The organism is Brevundimonas sp. (genome assembly GCF_041648055.1).
Classification (GTDB): Bacteria; Pseudomonadota; Alphaproteobacteria; order Caulobacterales; family Caulobacteraceae; genus Brevundimonas.
On sequence record NZ_JBAZPS010000008.1, the window covers coordinates 41,880 to 66,624 of the forward strand.

Genomic DNA, 24,745 nt, shown 5'->3' on the forward strand with positions numbered 1-24,745 from the left:
CTTCCACCTCGTGCGTCGAGACCGGATCGGTCACGGCTCCACCAAGGGTTCAAGTCTTGAGCGAGAGCTGCAGCTTGTCCTGATAGACCCTGATGCGCTTTTTCGCCCTGGCGACGACGTCGTCGTAGAAGAGGATTTCGGAATAGGTCTCGCCCAGTTGTCGCCTGGCCACCGGGTCGCGGAGCTCACCTGAGGAAAACCAGCCCGTGCCGGTCGGAAACTGGGTCCAGGTCTCGCCGAGCCGCAGCGGGTTGAGCGTGTCGCCGATCAGATAGCAGTAGAAACGGTTGAGCTTGCCGCCGGACTTGGCCGCAAGGAGATGGGCGTACTCCCGCAGGTCGCCGGTGTGATCGTCCATCGACACGCCAGGCGCCTTGAACTCGACAATGATCGCCGACCCCTCCTTGCTGAAGAGCGCGATATCGGGGCGTTTCGCGGCATGGTCATTGGAACGCTCGACCAACAGCTTGGCGAACTCGCGATCGATATCGTCCTCGAAGACGGTCTCGTCCCCCTCCCAGACGATACTGGCCAGCGGAACATCCGACGCGATGTAGTCGTAGTACTGGTAATCCTCGCTCAGCAGCCAGATGTCGTGATCGGTGACGTCGGTGCTGTCCCGCCGCATCGGGAAGAAAATGCTGTGAATGATCCGTTCGTCCTTGCGGCGGACACCATCCGCCAACGACTGCATGGCGAGGTTCTTGCCGCAGGCCAGGGCGAGAATTTCCACGATGGCGGCGCGGCGAACGACGAGCTGGGACAGGTTCGCCATGTCGAAATTCTTGAGCGACGAGGTGTACTTCCAGGCCAGCTGGTTGATCTTCGCACGGAACTCCTCGGAATCCGGTTCGGCGCGGATGATCTCCTCCTTCAAGTCGAAGATTTCCGCCGTCTCCTCGATGACCCGCTCCTGGTACTTCTTGAGCACGCGCTCGACCACGGACTGCGCCGGCTCGCCATAGACGATGCGCGTCGAGGTGTCGGCCAACATGGCTTCGCTCACACCGAACTGGTCGGTGAGCTCCTTGATCACGACCTCCTTCGTCCAATCCGCCGGAACGACCATCTCCTCGATCACGGGATCGATGGCGGCATGGATGTCGGCGTAGGAGAGGGGGTCCGAGGCGAAGAGGTCCGTGGTCGGGATCTCGGCGGGAATGTCGTCGAAGCCGTCGCGCTGTTCGTTCACCCGTTGGTCGAGGAAGTCGCTCTCCACGAGGACGATGTGGTGAAAGCCGCCGACAGGGTTGTTCTGCTCGGTCTTCGTACGGAGGTAATAGCCTGTGATGTCCTGCACCGGAGAGGATTTGGCGCAGAAGGCGATCGCATTCCTGGGCAGGCCGAACTCGGCGGCGTCCAGCTGATAATGCGAGAGCCGGAAGGTCTGATGGACCCCGGTCCCCTCGCCCGTCGACGGATTCCGCTCCTCGACCTCTACCGACCGTGTCGCGGTCACTTTCGGAAGATCGGCCCGCTTCAGCACTTCTGTGTTGGCGTCGCCGTCGCCATGGCGGGTCACAAAGGCGATGCCGAAATCCCCCAGGCGTTCATCCAGCCCGACGAGACGCTGGAGGAAGGCCATGAGCATCTGACGCTTCAGCGCTGCAGCGGAGAAGAGCGTGCTGGGGGCCGCCCCCGCGAAGCGCGGCCGCGCCGTCTCCTTGAAGGCGCCGAGCGACAGCGCCGTGCCGATAACCGTCTCAGCGCCGGGCGTTTCCGAGAAGTCCTCGAAATCGATCTGCTTGGTCGGCTCGGCATAATCCATGCGACGATGGATCGCCTCCCCGCCCCGCCTGAACGTGCTCTCGATCGATAGCGAACCGAAGTAGTGGAAATACTGAATGCGCCCCGCGCCCTTACACTTGCCGATCCCGGCGATGTGCAGGTCGTCCTTGTATGACGTGTCCTTGGTGAGGAACGCCTTCAGCTGATCGTCACCGAGCCCGCAACCGTTGTCGCGACAGCGCACCGACATCACCTCGAGCTCGCCGAACAGATCGCTCGTCCTGAACACCACGTCCACACGGACATCGAGCGCCGGCGCCGAAGGCTCGGCATCCTTCCGGATCAGGTAGGAGTCGATGGCATTCGAGATCAGTTCCTCGAACACAACATAGGGGTTCGTACTGAGCTTCGTATTCTTGATGCTGCCCCGGATATCGAGCGTCATAGTCGTGTCGGCCCGTCTTCGAGGTGTCGCCCTTCCCTCTCCAGACCAGCGCCCAGAGGGCAAGTCAAGACGACTTTCTTCGCTCCACGAGACGTCCGCGACCGCACCTGGCGCAGGCGAACGACTCTGGAACACTCGCGCAATGCGGGTATCATCGCCCCTCGTTCAAGCCGCTGGAATCACTCCGGCGGATCGGGGGAAGTCTTGACGGCGTTCGAAATCCAGAATGAGAACCGGAACCCGGGCTCCGCTCTTCGGAACGAGGCGGCGAACTACCTCAGCGGTCTCTACGGAAACGGCCGCACCGAGATCCTGATCGCTGGAAAGAAGGTCGACGGCGTTTTCGAGCGAGACGACTTCGGAAGCCGCGAGACGATCATCCTTGAGGCGAAGGACTACGCGCGCCCCCTCCATCGGGACGACCTCAAAGCAATCTGGTCGGACTATGAGACGGTTCTGGATGAAGTGCGGCCGGCCAAGCTTCTGGTCATCTCCCGTCACGGTCTGGCTCCCGGCGCACAGGCCTATCTCGATACCCGCCCGCCGATGCGGCACCGCACGATCTGGGAGCTGGAAGACGAGGTGCTGGGCCTGCGACCTCACACCCAGGCGATGGCGGCCGCCTTTGAGGAGGGCGGGCTCAGCCGGTTCTACATCGAGGCCCGAGCCGCCGAGGTCGCGTATGATGCCGACATGGCCGAATCCGAAGGCGAGGTCGTCGGTCTGATCGACGAGGTCGTGGCATGGCTGGCTACGGAAGACCCCACGCCGCTGGCGATCCTCGGCGGTTACGGGGCCGGCAAATCGAGTTTCGCCAAACGCCTCGTGACGCAGCAGGCGGCGCAGGCTCTGACGGATCCCAGCGCTCGCCGTCCGATCCTGATCAAGCTCGGCGGGCTGTCCCGCTACAGCGATCTGGAGGGCTTCCTCGGCGCGATGCTGACGAGTCAGCACAATGTCCGGGGATACAACTTCACCCGCTTCCTGGACTTCAACAGCAAGGGCCGTTTCCTGATCGTCCTCGACGGCTTCGACGAGATGAAGCACGCGATGTCCTTCTCGGAGTTCCGCGCGCAGGTCGGTCAGTTCAATCAGCTCATCACACCGGGGGCGAAGGTGGTTCTGCTGGGCCGCCCCTCCGCATTCACCACCGACGCCGAACACCACTATGTACTGAAAGGGCGCATCCCTGCGCAGGATCGCTGGCGCAAGCTGCCGGGCTGGCCCGAGTTCAGGGAGTACCGCCTCGCCGATTTCAGCGACGCGGAGCGCGATCTCTTCATCGCCGGCTTTCTGGCCTATCAGGCCGGAACCTCGGGCGATGGGGGTGCGGATGCGGAGTGGGTCGACAAGCGTCGCCAGGAGGTGTCCGAACTCGCGGCGGCGGACCCTGCGGTTTTCGGACGCCCCGTCCATCTGAAAATCCTCGCCGAAATGGCGGCGGACCGCGAACAGGATCTGACCCGACTGCGCCGAAGCCCGTCGCGCTGGTCGCTTTATGATGAGTTCTTTCAGTCGCTGGCGCGCCGTGAGGCCGAGAAGCCCGCCCGCACCCCCATCGGCGAGAAAGATCGACTTCGTTTCCTGGCCGAACTCGCCTTTTGGCTTTGGAGAGATCGGGCCGCAGCAACGAGCTTCGTCGCGGAGGTCATTCCATCGGACCTTCTCGCGGACTTGCCGGATGGAGACGCGCACGAGGTCGAACACAAGCGTCGGGAGTATCTCGCCGGGGCCTTCCTGGAGCGGAAAGCCGGCGACATCTATTATTTCCCGCACCGGTCGTTCGCCGAATTCCTCGTGGCCTCCCGGATGTTGAGCTGCCCGCCGCAGGCAGGCGACCATGTCCTCTACGGGACCCTCGCGCAGGAGGGCGTTCTGGAGTTTCTCCAGACCCCCGAAAACCAGCCCCGCCTCCGCGCCTGGGCGGAAACCTTCGTCTCGGCGCAGGGCTCGCTCCGGCCGAGTTACATCCGCCTTTTGATCGATGCTTTCGGCGGACCAAACCCGCTCATCCAGCACATTCCTTCAACCTACTGGACATTGCCGATCCGACTGATCGGCGGATCGTTGAAGATCGATCCGTCGAACCTGGCGCCTCTGCGGACCGCGATGATGCAGGCTCGCGTTCCCGAGCTGGCGCTCGCACTGCAGTTGCTCGAGCCTCACGGCGTTCTCGCCTCTGAAGACACTGTCCGTCAGGCGCTGGAGCCGATGATCGCCGGCGTCCTGATCGAACGAACCCTGGGACACGTCCGAGAGCTGCCGCAGAATGATCGGCTCTCGGTCGATGGCGAAGAGGGCGAGCGCATGCGTGCGCTTGCGACCGCGGGGGTAAAGGAAATCGCGGCCGGCCGCACAGGGCGCGTGGTGTCCATGAACTGGCTTGGACTGCTTGAAGGGGCCTGGGCGGCGAGCCAGGCGCACGGCGTCGTCCTCAAGACCCACGCCCCTCAACAAGCCTCGGGTTACCCACCCCTCGAACTGCCTCTCGATGTCGTGCTCTCGACGATCCCGGTGGCATCCCGCCCACGGATTCAAGGGTTTCTGCATAAGCTTTCCGACCTGCGGCACATCATCGTTGTCGCGCGCCGTAACCCGCGCACGATCGCAGCGGATCGGCCAATCCGGAGGCCCTGAATTCCGCTCGCGCGAAGCCCTTCCCGGCGTCGTGCGGCGCGGTTGTGCAGGCGACGCGCGATCATCGGAGAATGGCCGACCGAGGCCGTGGGTGCGTGGTGAGGTGACGTGGGCGCCGAACGTTTGCACCTGATCGACGGACCGGGACCGCCGACAGGAGCGGCGCGCCGCCCAGCCGTCACTCAAAAGGGCGAGAGCGCCAGGTCGACCCTCTCGATCAGGGCCCGAAAGAGTTCAGCCGTTTCGGTCACATAGGCTTTGGTGAAGACCGTCAGCTTCTCGTTGTTCTTGTCGCGGCCGTTTCGATGGACGCAGTCGTGACGATGCTGAATCGCGACAAACAGCTTCTCCCTCTGTGTTTGCTCCTTGAGGAGTTCGACCTCCAGAGCGATCCGGTACAGCGTGTCGACCTTCGCGAGGTTGTGGTAGCGGATGTCGGCCAGATAGGCCCCGACCCTGTCTCGGATCAGGCCGGGATTTTCCTGGATCTCCGCCAGGGTGAACCTTTCCTTCGCCAGTTCCTTGTCGCCGGCGAGAAGCCGCCCCAGACGCTTCTCGTCGCCCAGCACTTCCTTGAGAAGCGTGTCGCCGAGGAAGGCTTCGAGAGCCGCAACGTGCTGAGAGAAGACCATCCGATTGATCAGGGCGCCGCCGTCGTCCGAGCCGTGGGCATCGAGATAGGCCTGCGCCTGCTCGAACGACTCCGCCCAGATTGAGAGCGGGTTTTCCGGGAGAGCGTAGTCGGACCAATCCTCCTCGGGAGAGTAGAAGGCGACATCCGCCGAAACCGCCGTCTCAGGATGGGCGTTGAGCCTGACCTCGCAACTGCCTGCGCTGTTCACGACATAGGCCTCAAAGACGGTTTCGCAGTGGGGGCATTCGACCTCGGTTTCGCCCTCGGAGTTCAGGTCCGACATGCTTTCGGCTGCGCTCCAGTCCGGCTCGGGCACCTCCGCGCTCGTGACCGCCAGGGCGTGGCAATCCGGGCATGTGAACTGGATCTGCGTCTCGAAACGTTGGGTCATGCGGGCGCGGTCCTCTTGAATGGGCGGGGGTCGGCATTGGGCCGACCGCGCGAACGCCAGATATCGCGGAACAGGACCGACTTCGCCCCCCAGTTGCTGTCTCTGGACAGACTATCACACGACCGGAGTAGAACGACGCCCTCCGAAGCTCCCAATACGCAAGAAGTTCGGTGATCGTCCGCAAAAAAGTTGCGGGTCACACGCAATCTATTGGCGGTCAAAATATAACCTTGCATTGCATCAAATATATCTGCACTAACTTGTGTAATCGGATCGGCCTCCCCCCGTTTCCCGGTCCGCCCATTGTTCAGTCGAGGGCGTCATGCAGACTTCCGAACCACGAGACCCCTATGGAGCGGCTCTGGGTGCTCTAAAGCGGTTCGCCGAGGCGGGCCGGTTTGTTCCGGGCGAGCCGATCGTGGTGACGGAGCTGGCGGCGGAGGTGGGATTGAGCGCCACGCCGGTCCGGGAAGCCCTGGCCTGTCTCGCGGGACAAGGGCTCATCGAGCGCAGACGCGGACGCGGCTACTTCTACCCGTCGCTGAGCCCGGCGGAGATCATCGACCTGTTCGAACTCCAGCTCGCCTATCTCCACGCCGCGCTGACCCTCTACCCCCGCGGGCTCACACCTTTGCGCAAGGCGGCCGTTGCGGTCGATCCGCTCGACGGCGTTCAGGCCCTTTTCGACGCGATCATCAACCAGTCGACCAACGCCGCGCTTGTGCTGGCCCATCAACGTGTCGTCGACCGGCTCAAGGCCGTTCTCAAGGCCGAGCGCATCCATGAAGAAACTGACGGCGCGACCGTAAGGACCATGGTGGAGGTGATCGTCGACGGGCGGATCCCGGCGCTCCTGGGTCTGCTGGAATCCTATCACGAGCGCCGCTGCTCACGCACAACGATCCTGGTGATCGAGGCCGCCTGATCCCCTCACTCCGTCCCACTTCGCGCCACCTCTTCCCGAGGCCCGACGCCGGCGAAGACCAGAGCGGCCAGTGCGCCAGCCGCCCCGATGCGCCGGTCATGGTAGCGCCCGACGGTCGCAGCGAACGCGGGCGCGGCCTCCTCATTGTAGGCGGTATAGAGCCCTATCGCCTCGTCACAGAGATCGTCAAACAGGGTCGCCTCATGGCGGCGCACCAGATCGAGCTGTCCGCTCACCTTCTGAAATCCGTCCCACAAGGCCTGATTGCCGGCGCTGCAGACGATGGTCGCGAACAGCCGGTTCACGGCCGCTATGGGACGACCGTGTTCGTAAGCGGGCGCCGGCGGACGCACGGCTCCGAGGGCGCGCAGGTTCACCTCGACGGCGATGCGGACGTAGTGGCCATGCATCGCCCAACGGTCACGGGCTGCGGTGGCGTCCAGCCGCAGGGTGACATAACCGCCGGTCGACGCACGCTCGACCAGTCCTTCTCCGCTCAGCCGAGCAAGAGCCTCTCGGATCGGCGTGGTCGACAGGCGCAGCCGCCGGGCCTCGTCCTGAACAATGACCGGCGACCCGCCGGCCAGGGCTCCCGAATGAATACGCTCACGCAAAGACGACAGCGCCTGGGTGAACGGGTCGCGATTACGCGCCATGTTCAGATTCCGATCTGCTCGGACCCCGGTCCGCCCCCTGATCGTCCACCCAAGCATCGTTCCCCAGACCGGCGAGTTCGTCTGCGAAAATCTTCTTCGGACAGGCCGCCATGCTCTGGCGCGCGCCCCGCCGATTTCTTGCGGGTTCTTCGTCTCGCTCCGGAACCATTCAAAAAAGTCGCACACGCCTGCATTGATTCGACACACCCAACACAGCACCTTCAGTGGTGAAAGGTCGAATCGCCTATGCTTTCCGATCCACCAGAAAAGTTGAGTGATGCACGGCTGATCGGTCTGGCGGCGCGGACGGTGCGGCGTGCCCGAAACATGACCGCCCAGCAGGTGGCGACCGCCATGAACCTGCCGCTTCGCACCTACGAATACTTTGAAGCCGGCGCTGGCCGGGTGAACCTCGACTACGTTCACCGGTTCGCCGTCGCGACGAACTGCGACCCGTGGTCGCTCTTGCTCGGCCCTTCGCTCGGCTCGATCGAGTTCGCGCGTCAGACGGCTGACAGCAAGCTCATGCTGATCTTCCTCATCGCCCTGGGCGAGTTCGTCCGGAAGATGGGAGACCGGCTTTTGACGCTCGATCCCCGCGCCCTGATCGAGGCCTTCACCGAGACCTTCCGCAAGCTGGAGGAAGAGAACCGGGCCAAGAGCGAGGAAACCGAGTCCTGGCTCGACGCGGGCCGCGACCGTCTGGCGGGCAAACCGCCGGAAGATGAGGTCTGAGCCGCAGCAGTTGAAATACACGACAGATATAGATTGCCGCTGGGGTCACCGCGGGCGCTCCATGACCTGCCGCAATCCGCGGCGACTTGCGAATGGAGGCTACCATGACCAGCACCGTTCAGATCCGACTGATCGGCTTCGGACCCGTCACCGCCCTCACCCGGGGCGCCATCGTCGGGCCGCCGCTGGAGATCGAAGAGACGCCGTTCGACGGCGTGGCCTGATCGCCCGGGACGAGCGTCGTTCGCGGCGCTCGTCTTGCCCCACATTGAGGATGACCGGTCGCCCGACAGCCGTCGCGGCGACGTTTGTGCATTCGCTCCTGTCCGATCGACAAGGCTCAAATACACGACAGATATAGATTGCGACCGCCGGCTTCGGAGCGGCTCCATAGGCTGCCGCAATCCTGCGGCCTCACAACCTGGAGGCTCTCATGACTGGCATCGCTCAGATCCGACTGATCGACCTCGGTCCCGTCACTGTTCTGACGAGGGGCGCGGTGATCGGCCCGCCCCTCGAACACGAGGAAATGCCGTACGACGGCGGGGCCTGACGGCCTCGGGGACGAACGCCTTTTGCGGCGCTCGTCCCCAGCCGCCGCGCGCGTGCCTCATGGAGAACCAGACCTTCGATTCCCCCACGCCCTTCGTCGCCGAGCCGGGGAGCGCTCTCGCCCACCTTTGGGAGCATCTGCATTTTGCTGTCGTCGATGAAGACGTCATTGTGCTCGATGAACGGACGGACGCTTACAGCTGCCTGCCCGGCGCCGGAACGGTGATACAAGTCCGTGGCGACCTTATCGTCGCCCCCGAACCCGTGCTGGAGCAACTTCGGGACGGCGGGTTTCTCGGCCCCTCGGGTGAGACCCGGGCCGTCGCGCCGCCGGCGCCGACCCGAGCCCTTCCCCTGCCGCCGTCGCCTGCGATCGATGTGGTTGCGACCACGCGGTTCTGGTGGTCCTGGTGGCGCGAGGGACGGAATTTCGAATCCCGATCCCTCGCGAGTCTGCTCGCCACGCACCGCCGGCGCTCCCCCTCCTCGAGCCTGTCCGAAGAGGAGGTCGCCCGTCTGACGGCGGCCTTCGTGCGCCTCCTGCCTTGGGCGCCGGGACAGGGCGCCTGCCTCTACCGGGCGCACCTGCTGAGGACCTTGATCCGGGACGCAGGCGGAGACGTGCGATGGGTGTTCGGGGTTCGCACCTGGCCATTTTCCGCCCACTGCTGGCTGCAGGTCGGCGACGCGGTGCTCGACGACGAGCCGGACCGGGTCGCCGTCTACACCCCGATCATGGTCGTCTGAGGTGGGGCATTTTCTGCATCTCGCCTGGTCCGACACCAGCAACCTTGCTCTCGCCGAAGGCCTTGTGGCTGAAGCCCAGGCCCGAGGGTTTGTCCCGGTCCAGGTCATGGAGCAGGCGTGGCTCGGCACGAAGGGGCCGAGGCCCCTGGCGGTCCACCATCCCGCCGGCGAGCATCTGCTCGTCCTCGGCGACCTGTTCGATGCCCTCGACGGGGATCGAACCCCTATCCCGACGCACGGCGACGACGCCGACCGCGCACGCGCCCTGATCCGGCGGTACTGGGGGCGGTACATCGGGATGTTCAGGACGCCGCGAGGCCAGGTCCGCCAGATCCTGCGGGACCCTTCCGGCGCCCATGAATGCGCGGCCTGGCGGTACGAAGGTGTCCAGGTCGTCACCTCCGAACTCTCCGACTGGCTGCTGGAAAGCGCCGCGCCGCCGGTCCAGATCGACTGGGACGTGGTGGGCGGTCTGCTGCGCGACCCCATCAATGCGACCGCGGCCAGTCCGTTGATCGGGATCAGGGTCGCCGAGGCCGGCGACCTGACCGATCTCAACGCCCGGCGAACGACTCCGCTGTGGCGTCCGGTAGACTTCACCGCCTCGGTCACCTCCGATCCCCGCGAAGCCGCAGCCTGGCTGAGAGGCCGGATCGACGGCTGCCTCGCCGCCTTCGCCAAGGTCATCGAACGGCCGGGCGTCGAAGTGTCCGGCGGGCTCGATTCTGCGATTGTCGCCGGCGGCTTTCAGGCTGGGGGAGCGACCCCGCACCTCTGGTTCAACATGTTCGGCCCGTTCGCCGAAGGCGACGAGCGTCGGTTCGTTCGAACCCTCGGAGATCGCCTCGGCTTCGAACCGCACTGCGTTCAACGCGCGATCAGGCCGATGACGACGGAAGGGTTCGAGGTCACCGCTCGAGGTCCCAGACCCGGAGTGAATGGAAGAGATTACTCGTTCGACACGGCCGTCGCGGAAGCCTGCCGGGAGGCCGGCGTCGACGCCCTCCTGACCGGGAAGGGTGGCGACGGGGTCTTCTTCCAGATGGGGGTTCCGGACATCTTCACCGACGTCCTTCGCGAGCGGGGTCTCGGCGCTGTGTTCAGCCCCGCACTACCGCAACTGGCGCGGTGGACACGCCGATCGACCTGGTCCCTTCTGCGCACCGCCCTGAGCACACCGCGACGCGCTCCGCTCGACCGGTCGGCACGCAGACTGTCCATCTTCAATCCGGAGAGCGTTTCGCACGATGCAGAAAGGGATCTGCATCCGTGGCTACGCGGGCTGGAAACGGTCCCGCCGGCCAAACGTCTCCAGATCGAATCCGTGGCGGCGGGCCTGGCCTATCAGAGCCAGTGCCGCCGAACGGAGGCTGCCGACCTGATCCATCCGCTTCTGGCTCAGCCCGTTGTCGAACTGGCGCTCGGACTGTCCGTTCCCCTCCTCACCGACGACGGTCGGGCCGATCGAAGGCTGGCGCGCGCGGCCTTCGCCGACAGACTGCCGCCCGAAATCCTGCACAGGCGATCCAAGGGTGAGATGACCGCCTACTTCGGGCGCCAGGCGGCCGCGAGCATTCCGTTCCTGAGAGACCACCTGCTCGGGGGTCGCCTCGCTGCGCGCGGACTTATCGACCGGGGTCGTACGGAAGCCCTCCTCGACCCTGACCGTCTGCTCTGGAAAGGCAGCGTCCCGGACTTCACGATGGCGGCAGTGATGGAGAGCTGGGTCCGGCGCTGGGAGGCGATCGGGGCTGGGGTCTGAGTACCGGCGGGACCTCGCCCGAGCTGAGGGTGCGGTCGAGGAAGGCCACGATCTCCGTGTAAAGATCCCGGATATTGTCCGGGCTCCAGAGGTGATGGCCCTCGCCCCAGTAGGTGAGAAGCCGTGCATCCTTGTTCTGTCGCCAGAGCGCCGAGAACATGATCTCGGACTGGGTGCTCGGCAGAAGATCGCGGTCACCGTGGACGAGAAGAACCGGTGCCGAGATCCGGTCCGCGCCGAACAGGGGACTGTTCCGGACATAGAGGTCAGGCGCGGTCCAGGGCGGCGCGCGCATTCGCCCCTGGCTTTCCTCGGCCCATCCGATGCGCTGGCGCAAGGAGAGTCCGAACTCCGGATTGTCCCGGTTGGCGGGAGAAAACTCGCCCCAGGCGGTCGCAAGATCTGACAGGCCCGCAACGGAGATGATGGCCTTGAACCGGTCCGTCTGCGTGGCGGCGACCAACCCAGCATAGCCGCCGAAACTGTGTCCCCAGTGCGCGACGCGGTCCGGATCCAGATCCGGGTACTGCGCGAGGGCGGCGTCGACCACCGCCAGGACATCCTCAGCGTAGTCCTCCGCGGGCTCCTTCTCCCGGTCGAGAGGCACGATCGGGATCAGCACTGCATATCCGCCGGAGACGACAAGCTGGGGGTTGGCCCAGGCGTTGAGCGCGGCGGGTTCCGACGGCGCGGCCGCAGGGCCGCCTGGGTAGGAGAGAACGACCAGAGGCGTCTTCTCCCCCCGCCACTGCCGGGGGCGATAGAGCCAACTGAACCGCTCTACGCCGTCCGCCCCCCGATGGCGGACCCGTTCGGGCTCGGGGAAGTCGATCTCTCCCATCCATGCGTTGATCATCGACAGTGTCCGGTCGGGGCGACCCGGCTGCTGAAGGCGCAAGGTCTGGACCCCGTTTTCCACGGTGCGGACGATGACGCCGTCGGCGCCGGCGTAGACGCCGGAGACGAAGGCGTCGCCCGTCGCCATCACGTCAGGATCGAGGTCCGGGCGGGCGATCGCACCATCGGACAGGCGCACCGCCATCCAGCCCCGCCGGGGTGGAGAGTTCCGCTGGCGTCGCTGCGACTCCAGATAGCCTGCGCCGTCGAAGCCGGTCACGACGCCGGTCGGAGCGACCATCGGCGCGGCTTCGCCAGAGACGGTCACGGCCCAAGGGCGGCCTCCGGCGACCAGCAATAGCCGCTCCCCGTCGATGGCCCCGATGTCGACGGACGGCGGACTGAGCGCCGCCGTCAGGTTGACGGCGCCCTGGCGTCCGAGCCGGTGCCAGTCGTTGCGCTCGCCCGTCGCGGTGTGGGCGAAGAGGACAGGCCAGTCTCCCAGCCAGTCCGCATAGACGCTGTTGAATGTGGCCACCCCGCCGCCGGTGTAGGGCCTGAGACCGCCGAGATCGTAGCGCTGCACGGCGTCACCGTCCGGGTCGACGCCGAGAAGGTCGCCGGCCTCCCATCCTTCGGCGCCGCGCGCCCACACCAGCAGACGATCCGAGGCCGGCGACCAGGCCAGCAGGCTCGGGGCGATATCGGCGTCGCCCAGCGGCGAGGTCACGGCGCCCGTCCGCAGGTCGGCAATGCGAAGCCTTCGCTCCCGATCAATGGCCTGCGGCTCGAACGCTGTTGTCGGGTCGAAGGTCGCCGCCGTGGCGGTCTCGACCAGCGCCAGGCGATCTCCGTCCGGGGAGAGTTCGAGGTCGTAGAACCAGCCTGCGGCGAGCGGGGTGGCGATGCCTGAACGAACGTCGAGTCTGACCGCCTGGTTCTGCGGAGGCTGGGGCATGTCGCCGGCGAAGGCGCCGCTGCCGAGGGAGGTCCGCTGCGCCGGTCCACCGGCGTCCGTCGCACGCCAGCGCGCCTCGAGCGCTCGCCTGCCTCGCGCACCGCTGGCCAACCATTGCGGCAACGATCCATCGGGTCTCACCAGCAGCAGGAGCTCGTCGTCCGAACGCCATTGCGCCGCCTCCCCGAAGACAGAGAGCTCCGGCGACAGGGAAAACCAGTGGACCGTCCGATCCGACATTTCCACGACCCCGGCCTGCCACCGGTGATCTCTGAGACGGAAGATCAGGAGTCTGCGCCCGGACGGCGACCAGGGCCCCAGGACGTGGCCGTCTCTCTCCTCCGGCCGAAGGAGGCTCTCAGCAGGCCGGCCCGAGGCCAGATCCACCACTTTCAGACGGCTCACGGTCCATGGGTTGCGGAGACCGAACTCGAACGACGTCGCCTGGTCGTAGGGCGCGCGTTGTTCAAACACCGCCCACCGCCCCGTCGGATCGATGGTGGCGTTGCCGAAGGACTCCGCCGCGAGCATGTCATCCGTGCGATAGGGACGACCCGGTGTTGCGGGCGAGGGAGATCCGGTGGCGACCTCAACTCCCGCCGGAGCGTTCTGTGGGATCTGCGCGGCAGCACCCCATCCCGCGCCCGACAGTAGGATGAAGGCCGAGGCGGCGACAAATGCGCGCGAACGCGCGCGGCGTCCTGCGGACGCCGTCTGGCGTACGCTCGAAGCAGCTCGGGGCATGACGGCCTACCAGCGCTTGATCAGCTGGAACGCCGCGACCCGGCCAAGCGGACCCGCCTGCCCCGGATCGAAGCCGAAGCCTTGCGGGGAGTCATAGAAGGGCGGGTCCGCGTCGAAGACGTTCTGGATCGTCAGGGCCACCTCGACGCCCTCGGCCAATCCGGTTCCGACCCCCGCCCAGCGCAGCTGAAGATCGGCGGTCGTGAAGGCGTCGATGGTCCGCCCCGCCGCGTCGCGGTAGTCGGCGGCATGGTTGACGCCGATCCGCGTCGACCAGTCCCCGCGCGTCCAGGTTGCGGCGGCCTGGGCGCGGAGATCGACGGGGAAGCCCACCAACCCGAGAACGTCCTCGCGAACGGCCACCGGGGTCACCCGACGGCTGTAGTCCAGCAGGTAGGATGCCGAGAGGGAGAGACCGAAAGCGTTGTCTCCTACGTCGAAGTCGTAGCTGCCCGCCAGATCGATCCCCTCGACGTTCAGTTCGCCGGTGTTGGCCCATCGGCCGTCGAGGATCACCGAGTAGGACGACGCCGGATAAAGGGTTGGCGAGACGAAGCGCGGGTCGGCGAGGAAAGCCTGGACGCGAGCCAGATCGGCCGCATTCCCGGGCGTGAGACGGGTGACGAACGGCGACAGGCTCGGATCGACGAGGATGCTGGTGATGTTCTCCAGCGCCGGTCGACCGATCTTGTTCTCGAAACGGATGTCAAAATAGCCCGCGCTGAACCGCATGCCGGGCCGGGGCGCCCATTCGACCCCGAGGGTGAGGCTATCGGCCGTTTCCGGTTCGAGGTCGGTATTCCCGCCGGACTGCAGGATCGCCACGCGGCTGACCCCGGAGTCGGACACGGTCAGGGGACCGAGCTGGACCCGATCGAAGACTTCGGTGAGGGCGGGGGCGCGAAAGGACGTCCCCCAGCTGGCGCGAACCGTGAACGGGTCCGAGGGCTGCCAGATCAGGCCGATCTTGGGATTGGAGGTCGTGCCGACGTCGTCATAGTCCTCGGCGCGCCCCGCCAGGGTAAGCTCCAGACGCTTGATCCCGGGCATTGCATTGGCCTCGCCCACCAGCGGCGCCCGCACCTCCATGAAGACGGCGCCGATGTCGCGGACCTGGGGGTCGCCGATGGTGATGACCGGAGCCACGCCCGAAGCGAAGTTCTGGCTGCGACGGTTGAACTCCTCGCGCCGGAACGACGCGCCGATCGCAATCCGGAGGTCCCCGCCCGGCAGTCTCAGGGGTGAGCCGTCCAGCATCAGATTGGCGGAGCTGATACGGCTGCGGTAGCGGGACCAGGTGTAGCCCTGCGAGATAAAATCCAGAACCGCGTCGCCGTTGGCCCCGCCCGACCCGAAGGGATTGAAGTATCCGTCCCGGGCTGCGTTGTAGGAGGTCGCCGGATTGTCGACGGCGTTGCCCAGCGCTTCGGCGAGGAAGGTGCTGTTAAGCTGGTTGTTCGTGCCGCCTTCGCTGAGCTCCTCGGCGAAGGCGCCGTAGGCTTCCAGCGTCCAGTCCCTCGGCAGCGCGATCTCGATCCCGGCGGTCCCGCCGAGGCTGCGCGACATGCCGTAGCTCTCGGTCGGACCGAGGTCGCCGATGAAATTGTAGGCGATCAGGTGGGAGGCCGAACCGGTCGGCGATACGAAGAAGGGGTTGTTGCGTCCGATGGTGAGAATGCTCACGGGCGCGAGGTTGGCGTATTCGAACGTCCGCCGGCTGAAGCGGGCGTCGGCGGACACTTCGATGTGCGAACCGAGGTCTTGGCGGACGCTCGCATAAGCGCTGTGGCGCTCCTGGAGCGGGAGGATGTCGACGTCGGCCCGCCGGTTGCCGAGGTTGGCGCCGCCTGCCTCGAAGTCCGACGGCGTGCGCGCCGTGCCGTCGGGACCGGGTCGGATCGCATAGGTGCTGCGATAGGCGCCGCGAGACGCGTCGAACACAACGATGCTGCCGGGCGGCCCGTAGAAGCTGCGGCGATCCGTGCCGCCCCAGGGCCTCAGATCGCCGGTGGCGGTGTAGTCGCGGTCCGCCGAGTTGAGCGCCGATTGATGCTGATACTCGTAGGACAGGAGCGCCGAGCCGGTCTCCCACCGCGTCCCGAACAGGTGGGACGCCAGCAGGTCCTCGCCCCCGCCTTGCGCCGCAGAGGCGCGCAGCCGGGTTTCCTGACCCTCATAGCTCCGCCGCAGGATGACGTTCACCACGCCGGCCACCGCGTCAGATCCATACAGGGCCGAGGCGCCGTCGAGCAGCACGTCCACGCGCTCGACCGCTCCACCCGGGATCGCCGAGACATCGGCGAACTCCCCCTTCATTCCGGTCCCCGCCAGGCGCCGCCCATTGACCAGAACGAGCGTCGCGTCCGCCCCGAGCCCTCGGAGGTTCACGCCCGTCGCCGTCGAGGTGTTGCTTCCTAGCGAGTCGGCGCCCAGCAGCAGGCTGTTGGGTGTCGCGTTGCCCGAATAGGACTGAGGCAGCCGAACGAGGGCGTCGGCGACCGTGGCGTCGCCGCGCCGGTCGAGGTCCGAGCGCGAGATCACGGTCACGGGGGACGGCGATTCCCCGGGGCCTCTCAAAAGCGTCCCAGTGACGACAACCTCGTCGATGACGGTGGCGTCGTCGGTCGCCGCCTGCTGCGCCGAAGCCCGGCGCAGAACTATCACGCCCGGCCGACTGCGCGACCAGACGACGCCGCTTCCGGCGAGCAGGCGATCCAGCGCCGTGTCCGGCGCATGCCGTCCGCTCAGTCCCGGTGTCCGAAGGCCGGCCACGAGGTCGGCGGTATAGAGCATCTGCACATTGGCCTGCCGGGCGTAGGCGATGAGCGCCGCGTCCAGCGAGCCGCTGGAAATATTGAACTCGCGGGCCTCTTGGGCCTGCACGTCGGTGGCGAAGGCCACGGCGGCGATGGGCACGAGCGCGACGCCGGCAAGCAGGCTTCGGGTGCAGATGGTCATGAGTTAGGTCCTCTCTGACGCAACGGCGCGTCGAACAGGAGACGCAGGGCCGTCATCTCATCTGAGTTGGAGCCTGAAATTTTTATCCGCCGACGGATCGCGCGGTGAGGCGGACGCCGCCGTCGGCCTGCGGCTGGGCGGTCAGACCGAAGAGATCCGAGACGGCCGCGACGAAGGCGTCCCTGTCACCCGTGGCGAAGGAGCCGTTGACCGCGACCTCCGATGCAGGCCCGGCCGCCAGGACAATCTTGTCCGGAAGGTAGCGATTGACCTCGGCGACGGCGTCGCGCAGCGGCGTGCCCCGGAAGACCAGGTGACCCTGCGACCAACTCGTCTCGACCGTCGCATCGACAGCAACCGGCGCAGGGTCACGACGCGATGTCTGGACCTGTTGCCCCGGGGTCAGGCGCCAGTTGCGGGTCTCGGCCTGGACATCGGTGACCGCGACCGATCCCTCGACGAGGGTCACACGCGCCCCGGTGGATTCGCGCCGGACGTCGAAGACGGTGCCCAGGGCCGTGACCTCCGTGCCCCCGGCCTCGACCCTGAAGGGGCGGGTCGCATCGTGGGCGACGGTGAACAACGCCTGACCCTGTTCGAGCACGATCCGCCGTTCGCCAGAGGCGAACCGCACCCTGATCCGCGTGTCCGTATCCAGCCGGACCTGGGTCCCGTCGTCGAGCGCGACGACCCGTTGGCCGCCGATCTCCGTTTCGTACAGGCCTCGCGTGGGCAACCAGAAGACCAGCGCTAGCGCCAGGGCGGCCACGGGGACGAGGACGACCGCGACCGGGAAGAGCCGTCTGGACCATTCGCGTTTCGTCCTTGGCCTTGAGGTCCGCAAGGTGGCCTGGGTCAGGTTCTGGATGTCGCCATCCGACGAGAGGGATCCCGTGCTCCGCCAAAGACGCTCGACCTTGTGATAGGCCTCCACGTTGCCAGCGGTCTCGCGCCACGTCTTGAACGCATGGAGCGTGTCGGCGGACACGGGGCGTTCCCCGAGTCGGACATGCCACTCGACCGCTTCACGGTCCGCAACGCCTGTCGCGCTCTGCGGGTCGCTCATGGCGTTCCCCATCGGCTACAGCCGCAACTGGGCTGCGCAGTACTCGAGCGCCTTGATCATCCGCCATTGGACCGTGGTCACGGGGATGTTCAGCCGCTCGCCTATCTCTTGATACTCCAGATGCGCGAAACGGCTCAAGACGAACACGTCCCTTAGTCGGGGCGGCATCGTCATAACGATCTGCTTGAGAAGGACCATGTCGATCTGAGAGGCGGGATCCACGAGCGGATCAGGGTCCAGCCGATCGTTGGCCCCGAGAGGCGCTGGCCCCCGCCGCCTGGCCTTATCAATGATCAGGTTGTCGACGATCTTCAAAAGCAGCGCCTTGGGATGCTCGATCAGACCCTTGCGACTGTATGGCGCGGCCCGGATCCAGGCCTCCTGGGCGAGGTCCTCGGTTTCGTCGCCGAAGCGCTGCCTCAGCCGCGCCGTGAGCCAACCGGAATAGGCGCGATAGAGATCGTGAAGGCCGTGATCGGCCTCCTTGTCTCCCACACCTCCAGTTCGATCCGACACGGGCTCGCCTCCAGATGATGAGGCGAGCCCGGCCGAAGCACCGGGTGTTGAGACCATGCTTGAGGCATGCGCCGACGCCTTTAGCCCCCAAGTCGTTGTCCGAGGGGCCTGGACATACGCGCCAGCCACACCGCTGCCGCGGAGCGAAGATGTAGAATGATCGTCTCAAGCGAGGTTCTCACGCCTCGGCGCCGCCCGAAGGCGACGCACTCAAAGCTTGAATCATGGCGGCGGGGTTTGCAAGCGGTGGCGCATTGGGTGCGCATGTCATCCACGACAAGCCAGCCGCGCGAGCCTCACCGCGCCTAAGCGCCCCATCGGGACACGCGCGTCTTGTCTGAATTCGCTGTCGCGGTCTTCAGGCGGTGAACGGTCTCATCGATGCGACCTTGCGTATCCGATCGACGACCTCCTTCGCCGCTCGCTTGGCCTCCCCTCGTTTCATGCCCTTTCGGCGCAGCTTCAGGGCGGTGTGGGCGAGGAAGAGCCGGTCCCAGGTCGCCTTGAAGCCCGTGTCCGCCACCTCGACGATGATCTTCGGCTTCTGTGGATCGTCCTTGAGACGATCCCCTGGCCGGCCAGGTTGCACATAGAGGCCGCGATTCTGGAGGATCTGCTCCACGATGACCCCATGGTTCTTGTTGAGATCGAATTCCACCATCACCACTGCTTCCACCGGGCGAAGAAGGGTCAGGATGAGGGTCACCGTCTCCTCACGGTGCGGAAGCCTACCCCACTGGACCCGGACGTCTCCCGGCGGCCCATGGTCGTGAGCTGCGATCGCCGCGTCGATATCGGGACGCTCCGTGGTGTCGAGGATGACCAGGGGAAACATCCGACCGTCGCCCACCCCCACGGTGGCGAGCGATCCGTCGGCGATGATCGGCGCGATCAGCTTCTCGTGGCTATGGTTCAGGGCGATCATCGCCTTGCGGAACGCTCCGATCATCGGAGACTCCAGGTCAGCATGTGGGTCTCGAGCGTCGTCTTCTCCTGATGCGTATCGGTCGCGACCAGCTCGTAGCCCTCGATGGTCGAGCCCTTCAAAAGGTCGGCGGCGACCGCGAACCGCACCCAACCTTCGACGGTGTGATGGGCGTCGATGCGCAACGGCATCAGGAGCATCGGCACGCTCTCGTCGGCATTGGGGATCGCCGGCGCCAACAAGGTCAACGGAATCTCGCGGCGGTGGCGGATGCACAGTTCCAGCCCGGCGACACTGTTGGCTGTGTCGGTTGGGTTGGCGATCTGGAGGTGGATGGCGAACGATCTCTTCCCGTCGATGTCGGAGACCTTGGAGTCGATGAGGCGGAGATCCAGCCGGGGCGCGCGACGGGCTTCCTGCCGCTCCGCCAGTCGCTGAGCGCGGTGCGCAGTGATCCAGCTCATGATCGCAACGACAAAGGCGGCGAGGGAGACGAGACCGGTCGCGATGGCGATCACGTCAGACGAGGTGAGACCTTTCATCCGATCGCCTCGCGCTTGCGGGCGATGCGCACTTCGGCAGCCGCATCCTGTGACGCCCTGAAAGGCCCATAGTCGGCCGAGATTTCCCCGAGGCGAGTGTTGTTCTCCTCATCGCCGACGATCTGGGTGAAGGCGACTCCCAGGGCGATCCCGATCATCAGGATGCGATCGAGCGTGTCGGCGATCCGCTCGGGATCCTCGGGACCGACCAGATAGCCGTTCCAGCTCTCACCGTCGTCAGCCATCCTCATGTGCCGCTGCAGGGACTTGCCGGAGGGGTGAACGGCATCGTCCGACATCACGCGATAAAGGAGGTACAGGTGTCCCAGAGGGCCGAGCTCCGCGAGCTTCGAGATGTTCAGGTTCGACACGGATCCGATGCTGTCCACAACATCCTGAAGCATCGCGGCGTCCGCGGACATACCGCTGCGGAGGATCGTTTTCGCCTGCCCCTTCTTGGCGGCGGCGGCATCCTCGATCATCACCGCGCGCGCCTTGTCCGGATTGTCGTGAAGCGCGGCCATCAGCAGGGTGTTCTCCAGCAGTCCGCGCGCCAGTGTCCGCGCCTCAACATCCATGCCGCGTTCGGCCATCAGCACCGCTCCCTGCAACTGGGCGCAGGACCGATGCAGGAGAAGCAGGGCCATCGGCTCGCGGTCGAACGGCATGCCCCGCACGGTTTCGCAGGCCGCGGTGGCGGCCTTCTGAAGGCAGGCATTGAGGGCTTCGACGAGTTCGAACCCGAGGGCGTTGCCGTTCCGCCTGGCCTGGATGCGGTCCGAGATCGCCGTCGACAGAAAGCCTGCTTCGTTGAAAGTCGTCATGCTGCGGATAACACGGTCGTCCCGTCTTGAAGGCAAGGGTCGTCTCTCCCTACCTAGGATTCACGCCCAGGGCGCACGGGGAGGGACTATTCGGCGGGATGACGCAGCAAGGGTTCAGCGCGAAGGACATGGTCGGGGCCCGCGCCTTGTTGGCGTGGTCGCAAGCTGACCTGGCCAAGGCGGCGAATATTCACCCCAGCGAGGTCGCTGACTTCGAGCTCGATCGGCGTGAGGTCAGGCCTGCCGCCATCGAGGCCATGACTGAGGCGATCGCAGACGCCGGCGTCCGGAACGACGATCAAGGCCTCAGCCTCATTGAAGATCCCGCTGCGCCGACCCCCTTCTCCGGCGGGAACCCGACCCGCTTGATCGAGGCTTCCGACCTCGTCGTCTGGGCCGACAGCCGCGACGGCCAGGCTGGCATGCCCGAGCTTCTGAGCCGTTTGATCCGCGCCGAGCGCGGGGTCGCCGCCAGAGTTCGATTCCCGTCCGGCGACAGCGTCGCTCAACATGGCTGGGACGGCGAGGTCCGCGTTGTCGGCGCGTCGGTCAGGATTCCGGATGGCCAGTCGGGGTGGGAAACCGGGACCGACCAGAACAAGAAGTCAAAAGCCGATGGAGACATAGAGGCCCGAACGACGGATCACGGCGACCTCGACCCGGCGGATACGACGTTCGTCTTCGTAACGCCCCGTCGTTGGGCAAAGCAGAAGGACGTCTGGGCCAAGGCGCAGCGCGCCAAGCGCATCTGGAAGAACGTCCTGGCCTATGACGCCGACGACCTGGTGGACTGGATCGAGTGCCATCCCGGCGTCGGCCAGTGGCTCGCAGTCCGCCTTGGCAAGCGCCCTAGAGATCTGAAGTCACTCGCGGACCTCTGGGCGGACTGGTCGGGCGCGACCCAGGTTCCGTTGAGCGGAGAGCTTACATGCATCGGACGCGACGAGGATGCTGCGGTCGTCCTGCGGTGGCTTTCGGCCCCCGCCTCAGAGCCGCTGTTCGTTCAGGCCGAGTCCGTCGAAGAGGCGGCGGCCTTTTTCCATGCGACGATCGAGATGTTGCCTGATCGGTACTATCGCGCCGTGGAAACCCGCGTCCTGGCGCCGGAAACATCGGCAGCGGCGGCGGAGCTTGCCGACGGCCTGACGCCGCTCATCCTCATCCTCAACGAGACGGAAGCCGGCGTCGCTCAGCGGCTCTCTCGAAAGGGCCATTATATCTACGTCGCCCTGGGCCCGAACTCGGAGGCGCCTGACTCAGCGCGTCGGTTGGCGAAGCCGACCCGGAACCAGCTGCAGCAAGTGTTGGAGCGGATGGGCCTCGAGTACGGCCAGGCGCAGAATCTCTCGCTCGACGCCGGCCGTAGCCTCGCCGTCCTTCGCCGTCTCATGCCTGCGGCACCGGGCAGCCGTCCATCCTGGTCGATCCCGCAGCCGCCTCGTCCGATGCTGGGTGCGCTTCTCGCCGGCGGATGGCTCGAGACGCTGGACGGCGACAAGGCCGTCATCGAACAGCTGGCCGGCGTCCCGTACGAAGAGGCCGTCAGAGCGCTCGGGCCATACGCGACCGCTCTGGACGGGCCTCTGCGCAAGCGCGAAGACGCGTGGCGACTGAAATCGCCTCGCGACGCCTGGACCCTCCTCGCGCATAGTCTGACGGCTCCGGACATCGACCGCTTCCTGTCCGTCTATTGCGAAGTCTGCGCCGAGATCGATCCGACATGGGACATGGCGCCGGACGAGCGCTGGCTGGCTCCCATTCGGAACATCCACCCGCGTTTCTCGTCATTCCTGAAACAGTCGATGACGGAAACGATGGCGCTTCTGTCGTTGTACGGCGACCGGGCGGGTCTGGTGGACGGCGTCGAGGCGAAAGTCGCCAGGTCCCTCACCACAATTCTGGACGGCGCCACGGAGGCGATCTGGTGGTCCCTCGGACCCGTCCTGCCGAAGCTGGCGGAGGTCGCGCCTTCGGCCTTCCTTGGCGGCATCGAACGTGCGCTCGGCCCGACGCCCAGCCCACTGATCGCCTTCTTCGAGCCCGAGACGTCGACCCACACCGTCACGCGGCTTCCCCAGCTGATGTGGGCCTTGGAAAGACTGGCCTGGGATCCGGCTCTTCTGCCTCGGGTCGCCGACGTCCTGGCGCGGCTCGATGCGCTGGATGGGGGCGGCAACAACGTCGCCCGTCCGAAGCAGGTTCTCACCACGATCTTCCTGTCGTGGTCTCCTCAAACCCACGCGACGCTGAAGCAGCGGCTGGCCGTCATCGACGGCCTGCGCAAACGACATGGAGACATCGCCTGGGATCTCATGATCTCACTCCTGCCGCGCTCGCACGCGATCACGATGCCGACGTCGTCTCCGCATTGGCGCAAGGCCGCGCCAACCGACCGCGAGGCGTCGCCTGAGACGGTCGTCCACGACTGCGTCGTAGAGGTCTCAGACCGGCTGATCGAGGATGTCGGCAATCGGCCAAAGCGTTGGAAGGCTCTGCTCAAGGCCATGGAGCTCCTTCTGCCCGACGCTCGGGCTGGGATCGGCCAGAAGTTGCTGGAGGCGGAGCCGACGATCATCGGCGAAGAGGATCGCGACTTCACGCGCACGGCCCTTCGGAAGGTCCTGGCTCGCCACCTGGAATTCCAGGACGCGGACTGGTCGATCCCGGCGGATGAATTGACGGTCTTCCAGACCACCCTCGAGCGGTTCAAACCCGAGGATGTCCTCTGGAGGCATGCCTGGCTGTTTTCCAACGGCACCGGCTGGATGGGTTCCGTGCGCGAGTGGCGTCAGTCGCTGGACGAAGCGACCGCCGCCCGTGCGGCGGCCTTCGAGGAGATCGTCGAGGTGCGCGGAATCGACGGCGCGCTGGCCCTCCTCGACCGATGCGATCAACCCCGGTGGGTGGGAGAGGCGGTAGCGCACTCGCCCGCCGCAGCGTCCTGGCGGTCAGACTTCATCGAACGCGGACTGGCCTCCGATGACGGGCCGCTCTGGCAGGCCGCAGCCGAAGCGATCGGCCTTCTACGCGAGAAGGAAGGCGGCGCCGATTTCGTCACCCGCCTGCTGCCGGCGCCGGCCCCCCAACTGGACGAACGCGTGGTCGGACGCCTGCTCCACTTCCTCCCGGCGCGCCCCGAGACCTGGTCGGCGGTCGCGGCCTACGGCCTCTCGTCAGAAGATCGCTACTGGCGTACTCTCGCGGGGTGGGCGGTGGCTGAGACCAAAGAGGAAACCGAGCACGCGATCCGGCGCTTCAACGTCGTCGATCGCGCTCGTGACTCTCTCCATCTGATCGGAAGCCGCCTTGAAGTCGACCTCGATCCAAAGCTGATCGTCGAGACGCTCCACTTGGCGCTGAAGACGATGAACCAGGCGAGCGAGGACACGAACGAGCCGGTGATGCGGCTCCACTACCTCACGCGGATCCTCGCCCACCTCGAAAACCATCCCGAGGTGTCGGACGAAACCTTGGTCCTGCTCGAGTGGTACTACTTCCACATGCTGCGGTACTCCGAGCGACCCAGCCCGGCTTTACACCGCGAACTGGCGAGGAACCCGGACTTCTTCCTCCAGGTGCTGACCATGGTCTTCCTGCGGGACGACGACGGCGGCGGCGCAGACGAGGACCTCCCGGGCGGACCCGCGACGCCGGAACAGCGGGCCGCCATGGCCCGGCACGGCTACGATGTGCTGGATGCTTGGAACCGCATCCCCGGCGCAGACGACAAGGGGCGGATCGACGGCGCCGAACTCGAGCGGTGGGTCACGGAAGTGCGCCGCCGCGCGTCGGAACTGGGACGCAGCCTGCCGGCTGACCTCCGGATCGGCCGCATCCTCGGGATGAGCGCAAAACCAGCCGGCGAGGTTTGGCCTCCCATCGCCATCCGCGAGATTCTCGAGAGCGCAGGATCAGAGACCCTGGAGGATGCTTTCGTCTCGGGTGCGTATTCATCGCGCGGAGTGATCACCCGTGACCTGAGGGAAGGCGGTCGCAAGGAGCGGACGCTGTCTGACCGCTACAGAGATCACTCGTCGGCGATGGCGTCAGACTACCCCGTCACCGCCCGGCTACTGAATGACATCGCCGATATCTACGACGGGCGGGCGAAGCGCGAAGATGACGAGGTCGAGGAGCGGAGCTGGCACTGAGATGCCAGCCGA

General features: G+C 65.9%; 18 protein-coding genes. 6 read left to right on the forward strand and 12 right to left on the reverse strand.

What is annotated here, in order from left to right:
* Positions 1-49: 49 nt before the first annotated feature.
* A complete protein-coding gene (locus WC585_RS13585) occupies positions 50-2,173 on the reverse strand; it encodes an ATP-binding protein (protein WP_035305702.1) in 2,124 nt (707 codons plus the stop codon).
* A gap of 465 nt (positions 2,174-2,638) precedes the next feature.
* Here WC585_RS13585 and WC585_RS13590 point away from each other — a divergent pair, with 465 nt between their 5' ends.
* The gene (locus WC585_RS13590; protein ID WP_373258514.1) at positions 2,639-4,810 is read left to right on the forward strand and encodes an NACHT domain-containing NTPase; all 2,172 of its coding nucleotides are present in this window, start codon (positions 2,639-2,641) and stop codon (positions 4,808-4,810) included.
* A 182-nt stretch (positions 4,811-4,992) separates the two neighbouring features.
* Here WC585_RS13590 and WC585_RS13595 read toward each other — a convergent pair whose 3' ends face one another.
* Positions 4,993-5,835 carry a hypothetical protein gene (locus tag WC585_RS13595; protein WP_052004690.1) on the reverse strand — a complete coding sequence of 281 codons (843 nt, stop codon included), beginning with the start codon at positions 5,833-5,835 and terminating at the stop codon, positions 4,993-4,995.
* Positions 5,836-6,157: 322 nt separating this feature from the next.
* On the opposite strand from WC585_RS13595, the gene WC585_RS13600 reads away from it, so the two are divergent.
* Positions 6,158-6,760 carry a GntR family transcriptional regulator gene (locus WC585_RS13600; protein ID WP_081836073.1) on the forward strand — a complete coding sequence of 201 codons (603 nt, stop codon included), beginning with the start codon at positions 6,158-6,160 and terminating at the stop codon, positions 6,758-6,760.
* 5 nt (positions 6,761-6,765) lie between these two features.
* Here the strand turns inward: WC585_RS13600 and WC585_RS13605 are convergent, their stop codons facing one another.
* Positions 6,766-7,416, reverse strand: coding sequence for a GntR family transcriptional regulator (locus WC585_RS13605; protein WP_052004693.1), 651 nt, complete (start codon positions 7,414-7,416; stop codon positions 6,766-6,768).
* Positions 7,417-7,662: 246 nt separating this feature from the next.
* On the opposite strand from WC585_RS13605, the gene WC585_RS13610 reads away from it, so the two are divergent.
* The 3 genes from WC585_RS13610 to WC585_RS13620 all read left to right on the forward strand — a co-directional run bounded on the left by WC585_RS13610 (position 7,663) and on the right by WC585_RS13620 (position 11,212).
* Positions 7,663-8,151, forward strand: a complete 489-nt coding sequence (locus WC585_RS13610; RefSeq protein ID WP_147399891.1) for a helix-turn-helix domain-containing protein — start codon at positions 7,663-7,665, stop codon at positions 8,149-8,151.
* A 612-nt stretch (positions 8,152-8,763) separates the two neighbouring features.
* Complete coding sequence (locus WC585_RS13615; RefSeq protein WP_052004694.1) at positions 8,764-9,450, forward strand: lasso peptide biosynthesis B2 protein; 687 nt, start codon at positions 8,764-8,766, stop codon at positions 9,448-9,450.
* Positions 9,451-9,514: 64 nt separating this feature from the next.
* Positions 9,515-11,212 carry an asparagine synthase-related protein gene (locus tag WC585_RS13620; RefSeq protein WP_183218350.1) on the forward strand — a complete coding sequence of 566 codons (1,698 nt, stop codon included), beginning with the start codon at positions 9,515-9,517 and terminating at the stop codon, positions 11,210-11,212.
* Here WC585_RS13620 and WC585_RS13625 read toward each other — a convergent pair.
* The 9 genes from WC585_RS13625 to WC585_RS13665 all read right to left on the reverse strand — a co-directional run bounded on the left by WC585_RS13625 (position 11,148) and on the right by WC585_RS13665 (position 21,388).
* Positions 11,148-13,751: a prolyl oligopeptidase family serine peptidase gene (locus tag WC585_RS13625; RefSeq protein WP_373258515.1), complete on the reverse strand. Its 2,604-nt coding sequence runs from the start codon at positions 13,749-13,751 to the stop codon at positions 11,148-11,150. The two genes, WC585_RS13620 and WC585_RS13625, sit on opposite strands and share 65 nt — an antisense overlap.
* Positions 13,752-13,757: 6 nt before the next feature.
* The gene (locus WC585_RS13630; RefSeq protein ID WP_035305712.1) at positions 13,758-16,709 is read right to left on the reverse strand and encodes a TonB-dependent receptor; all 2,952 of its coding nucleotides are present in this window, start codon (positions 16,707-16,709) and stop codon (positions 13,758-13,760) included.
* An 82-nt stretch (positions 16,710-16,791) separates the two neighbouring features.
* Entirely contained in the window at positions 16,792-17,775 is a 984-nt protein-coding gene (locus WC585_RS13635) for a FecR domain-containing protein (RefSeq protein ID WP_035305714.1), read from the reverse strand.
* A 15-nt stretch (positions 17,776-17,790) separates the two neighbouring features.
* A complete protein-coding gene (locus WC585_RS13640; protein WP_197019695.1) occupies positions 17,791-18,291 on the reverse strand; it encodes an RNA polymerase sigma factor in 501 nt (166 codons plus the stop codon).
* Between the two features lie 358 nt (positions 18,292-18,649).
* Positions 18,650-19,240, reverse strand: a complete 591-nt coding sequence (locus WC585_RS13645) for a hypothetical protein (protein WP_035305720.1) — start codon at positions 19,238-19,240, stop codon at positions 18,650-18,652.
* A complete protein-coding gene (locus WC585_RS13650) occupies positions 19,237-19,734 on the reverse strand; it encodes a hypothetical protein (RefSeq protein WP_155988050.1) in 498 nt (165 codons plus the stop codon). Before WC585_RS13650 ends, WC585_RS13645 begins: the two co-directional genes overlap by 4 nt.
* A 20-nt stretch (positions 19,735-19,754) precedes the next feature.
* Complete coding sequence (locus WC585_RS13655; RefSeq protein ID WP_035305726.1) at positions 19,755-20,582, reverse strand: DUF5677 domain-containing protein; 828 nt, start codon at positions 20,580-20,582, stop codon at positions 19,755-19,757.
* Between the two features lie 86 nt (positions 20,583-20,668).
* Complete coding sequence (locus tag WC585_RS13660; protein WP_373258516.1) at positions 20,669-21,094, reverse strand: hypothetical protein; 426 nt, start codon at positions 21,092-21,094, stop codon at positions 20,669-20,671.
* A 93-nt stretch (positions 21,095-21,187) separates the two neighbouring features.
* Positions 21,188-21,388: a hypothetical protein gene (locus WC585_RS13665; protein ID WP_373258517.1), complete on the reverse strand. Its 201-nt coding sequence runs from the start codon at positions 21,386-21,388 to the stop codon at positions 21,188-21,190.
* 276 nt (positions 21,389-21,664) lie between these two features.
* Between WC585_RS13665 and WC585_RS13670 the strand changes: the two genes are divergently transcribed.
* On the forward strand, positions 21,665-24,733 hold the full coding sequence (locus WC585_RS13670) for a hypothetical protein (RefSeq protein ID WP_373258518.1): 3,069 nt from the start codon (positions 21,665-21,667) through the stop codon (positions 24,731-24,733).
* Positions 24,734-24,745 lie beyond the last annotated feature (12 nt).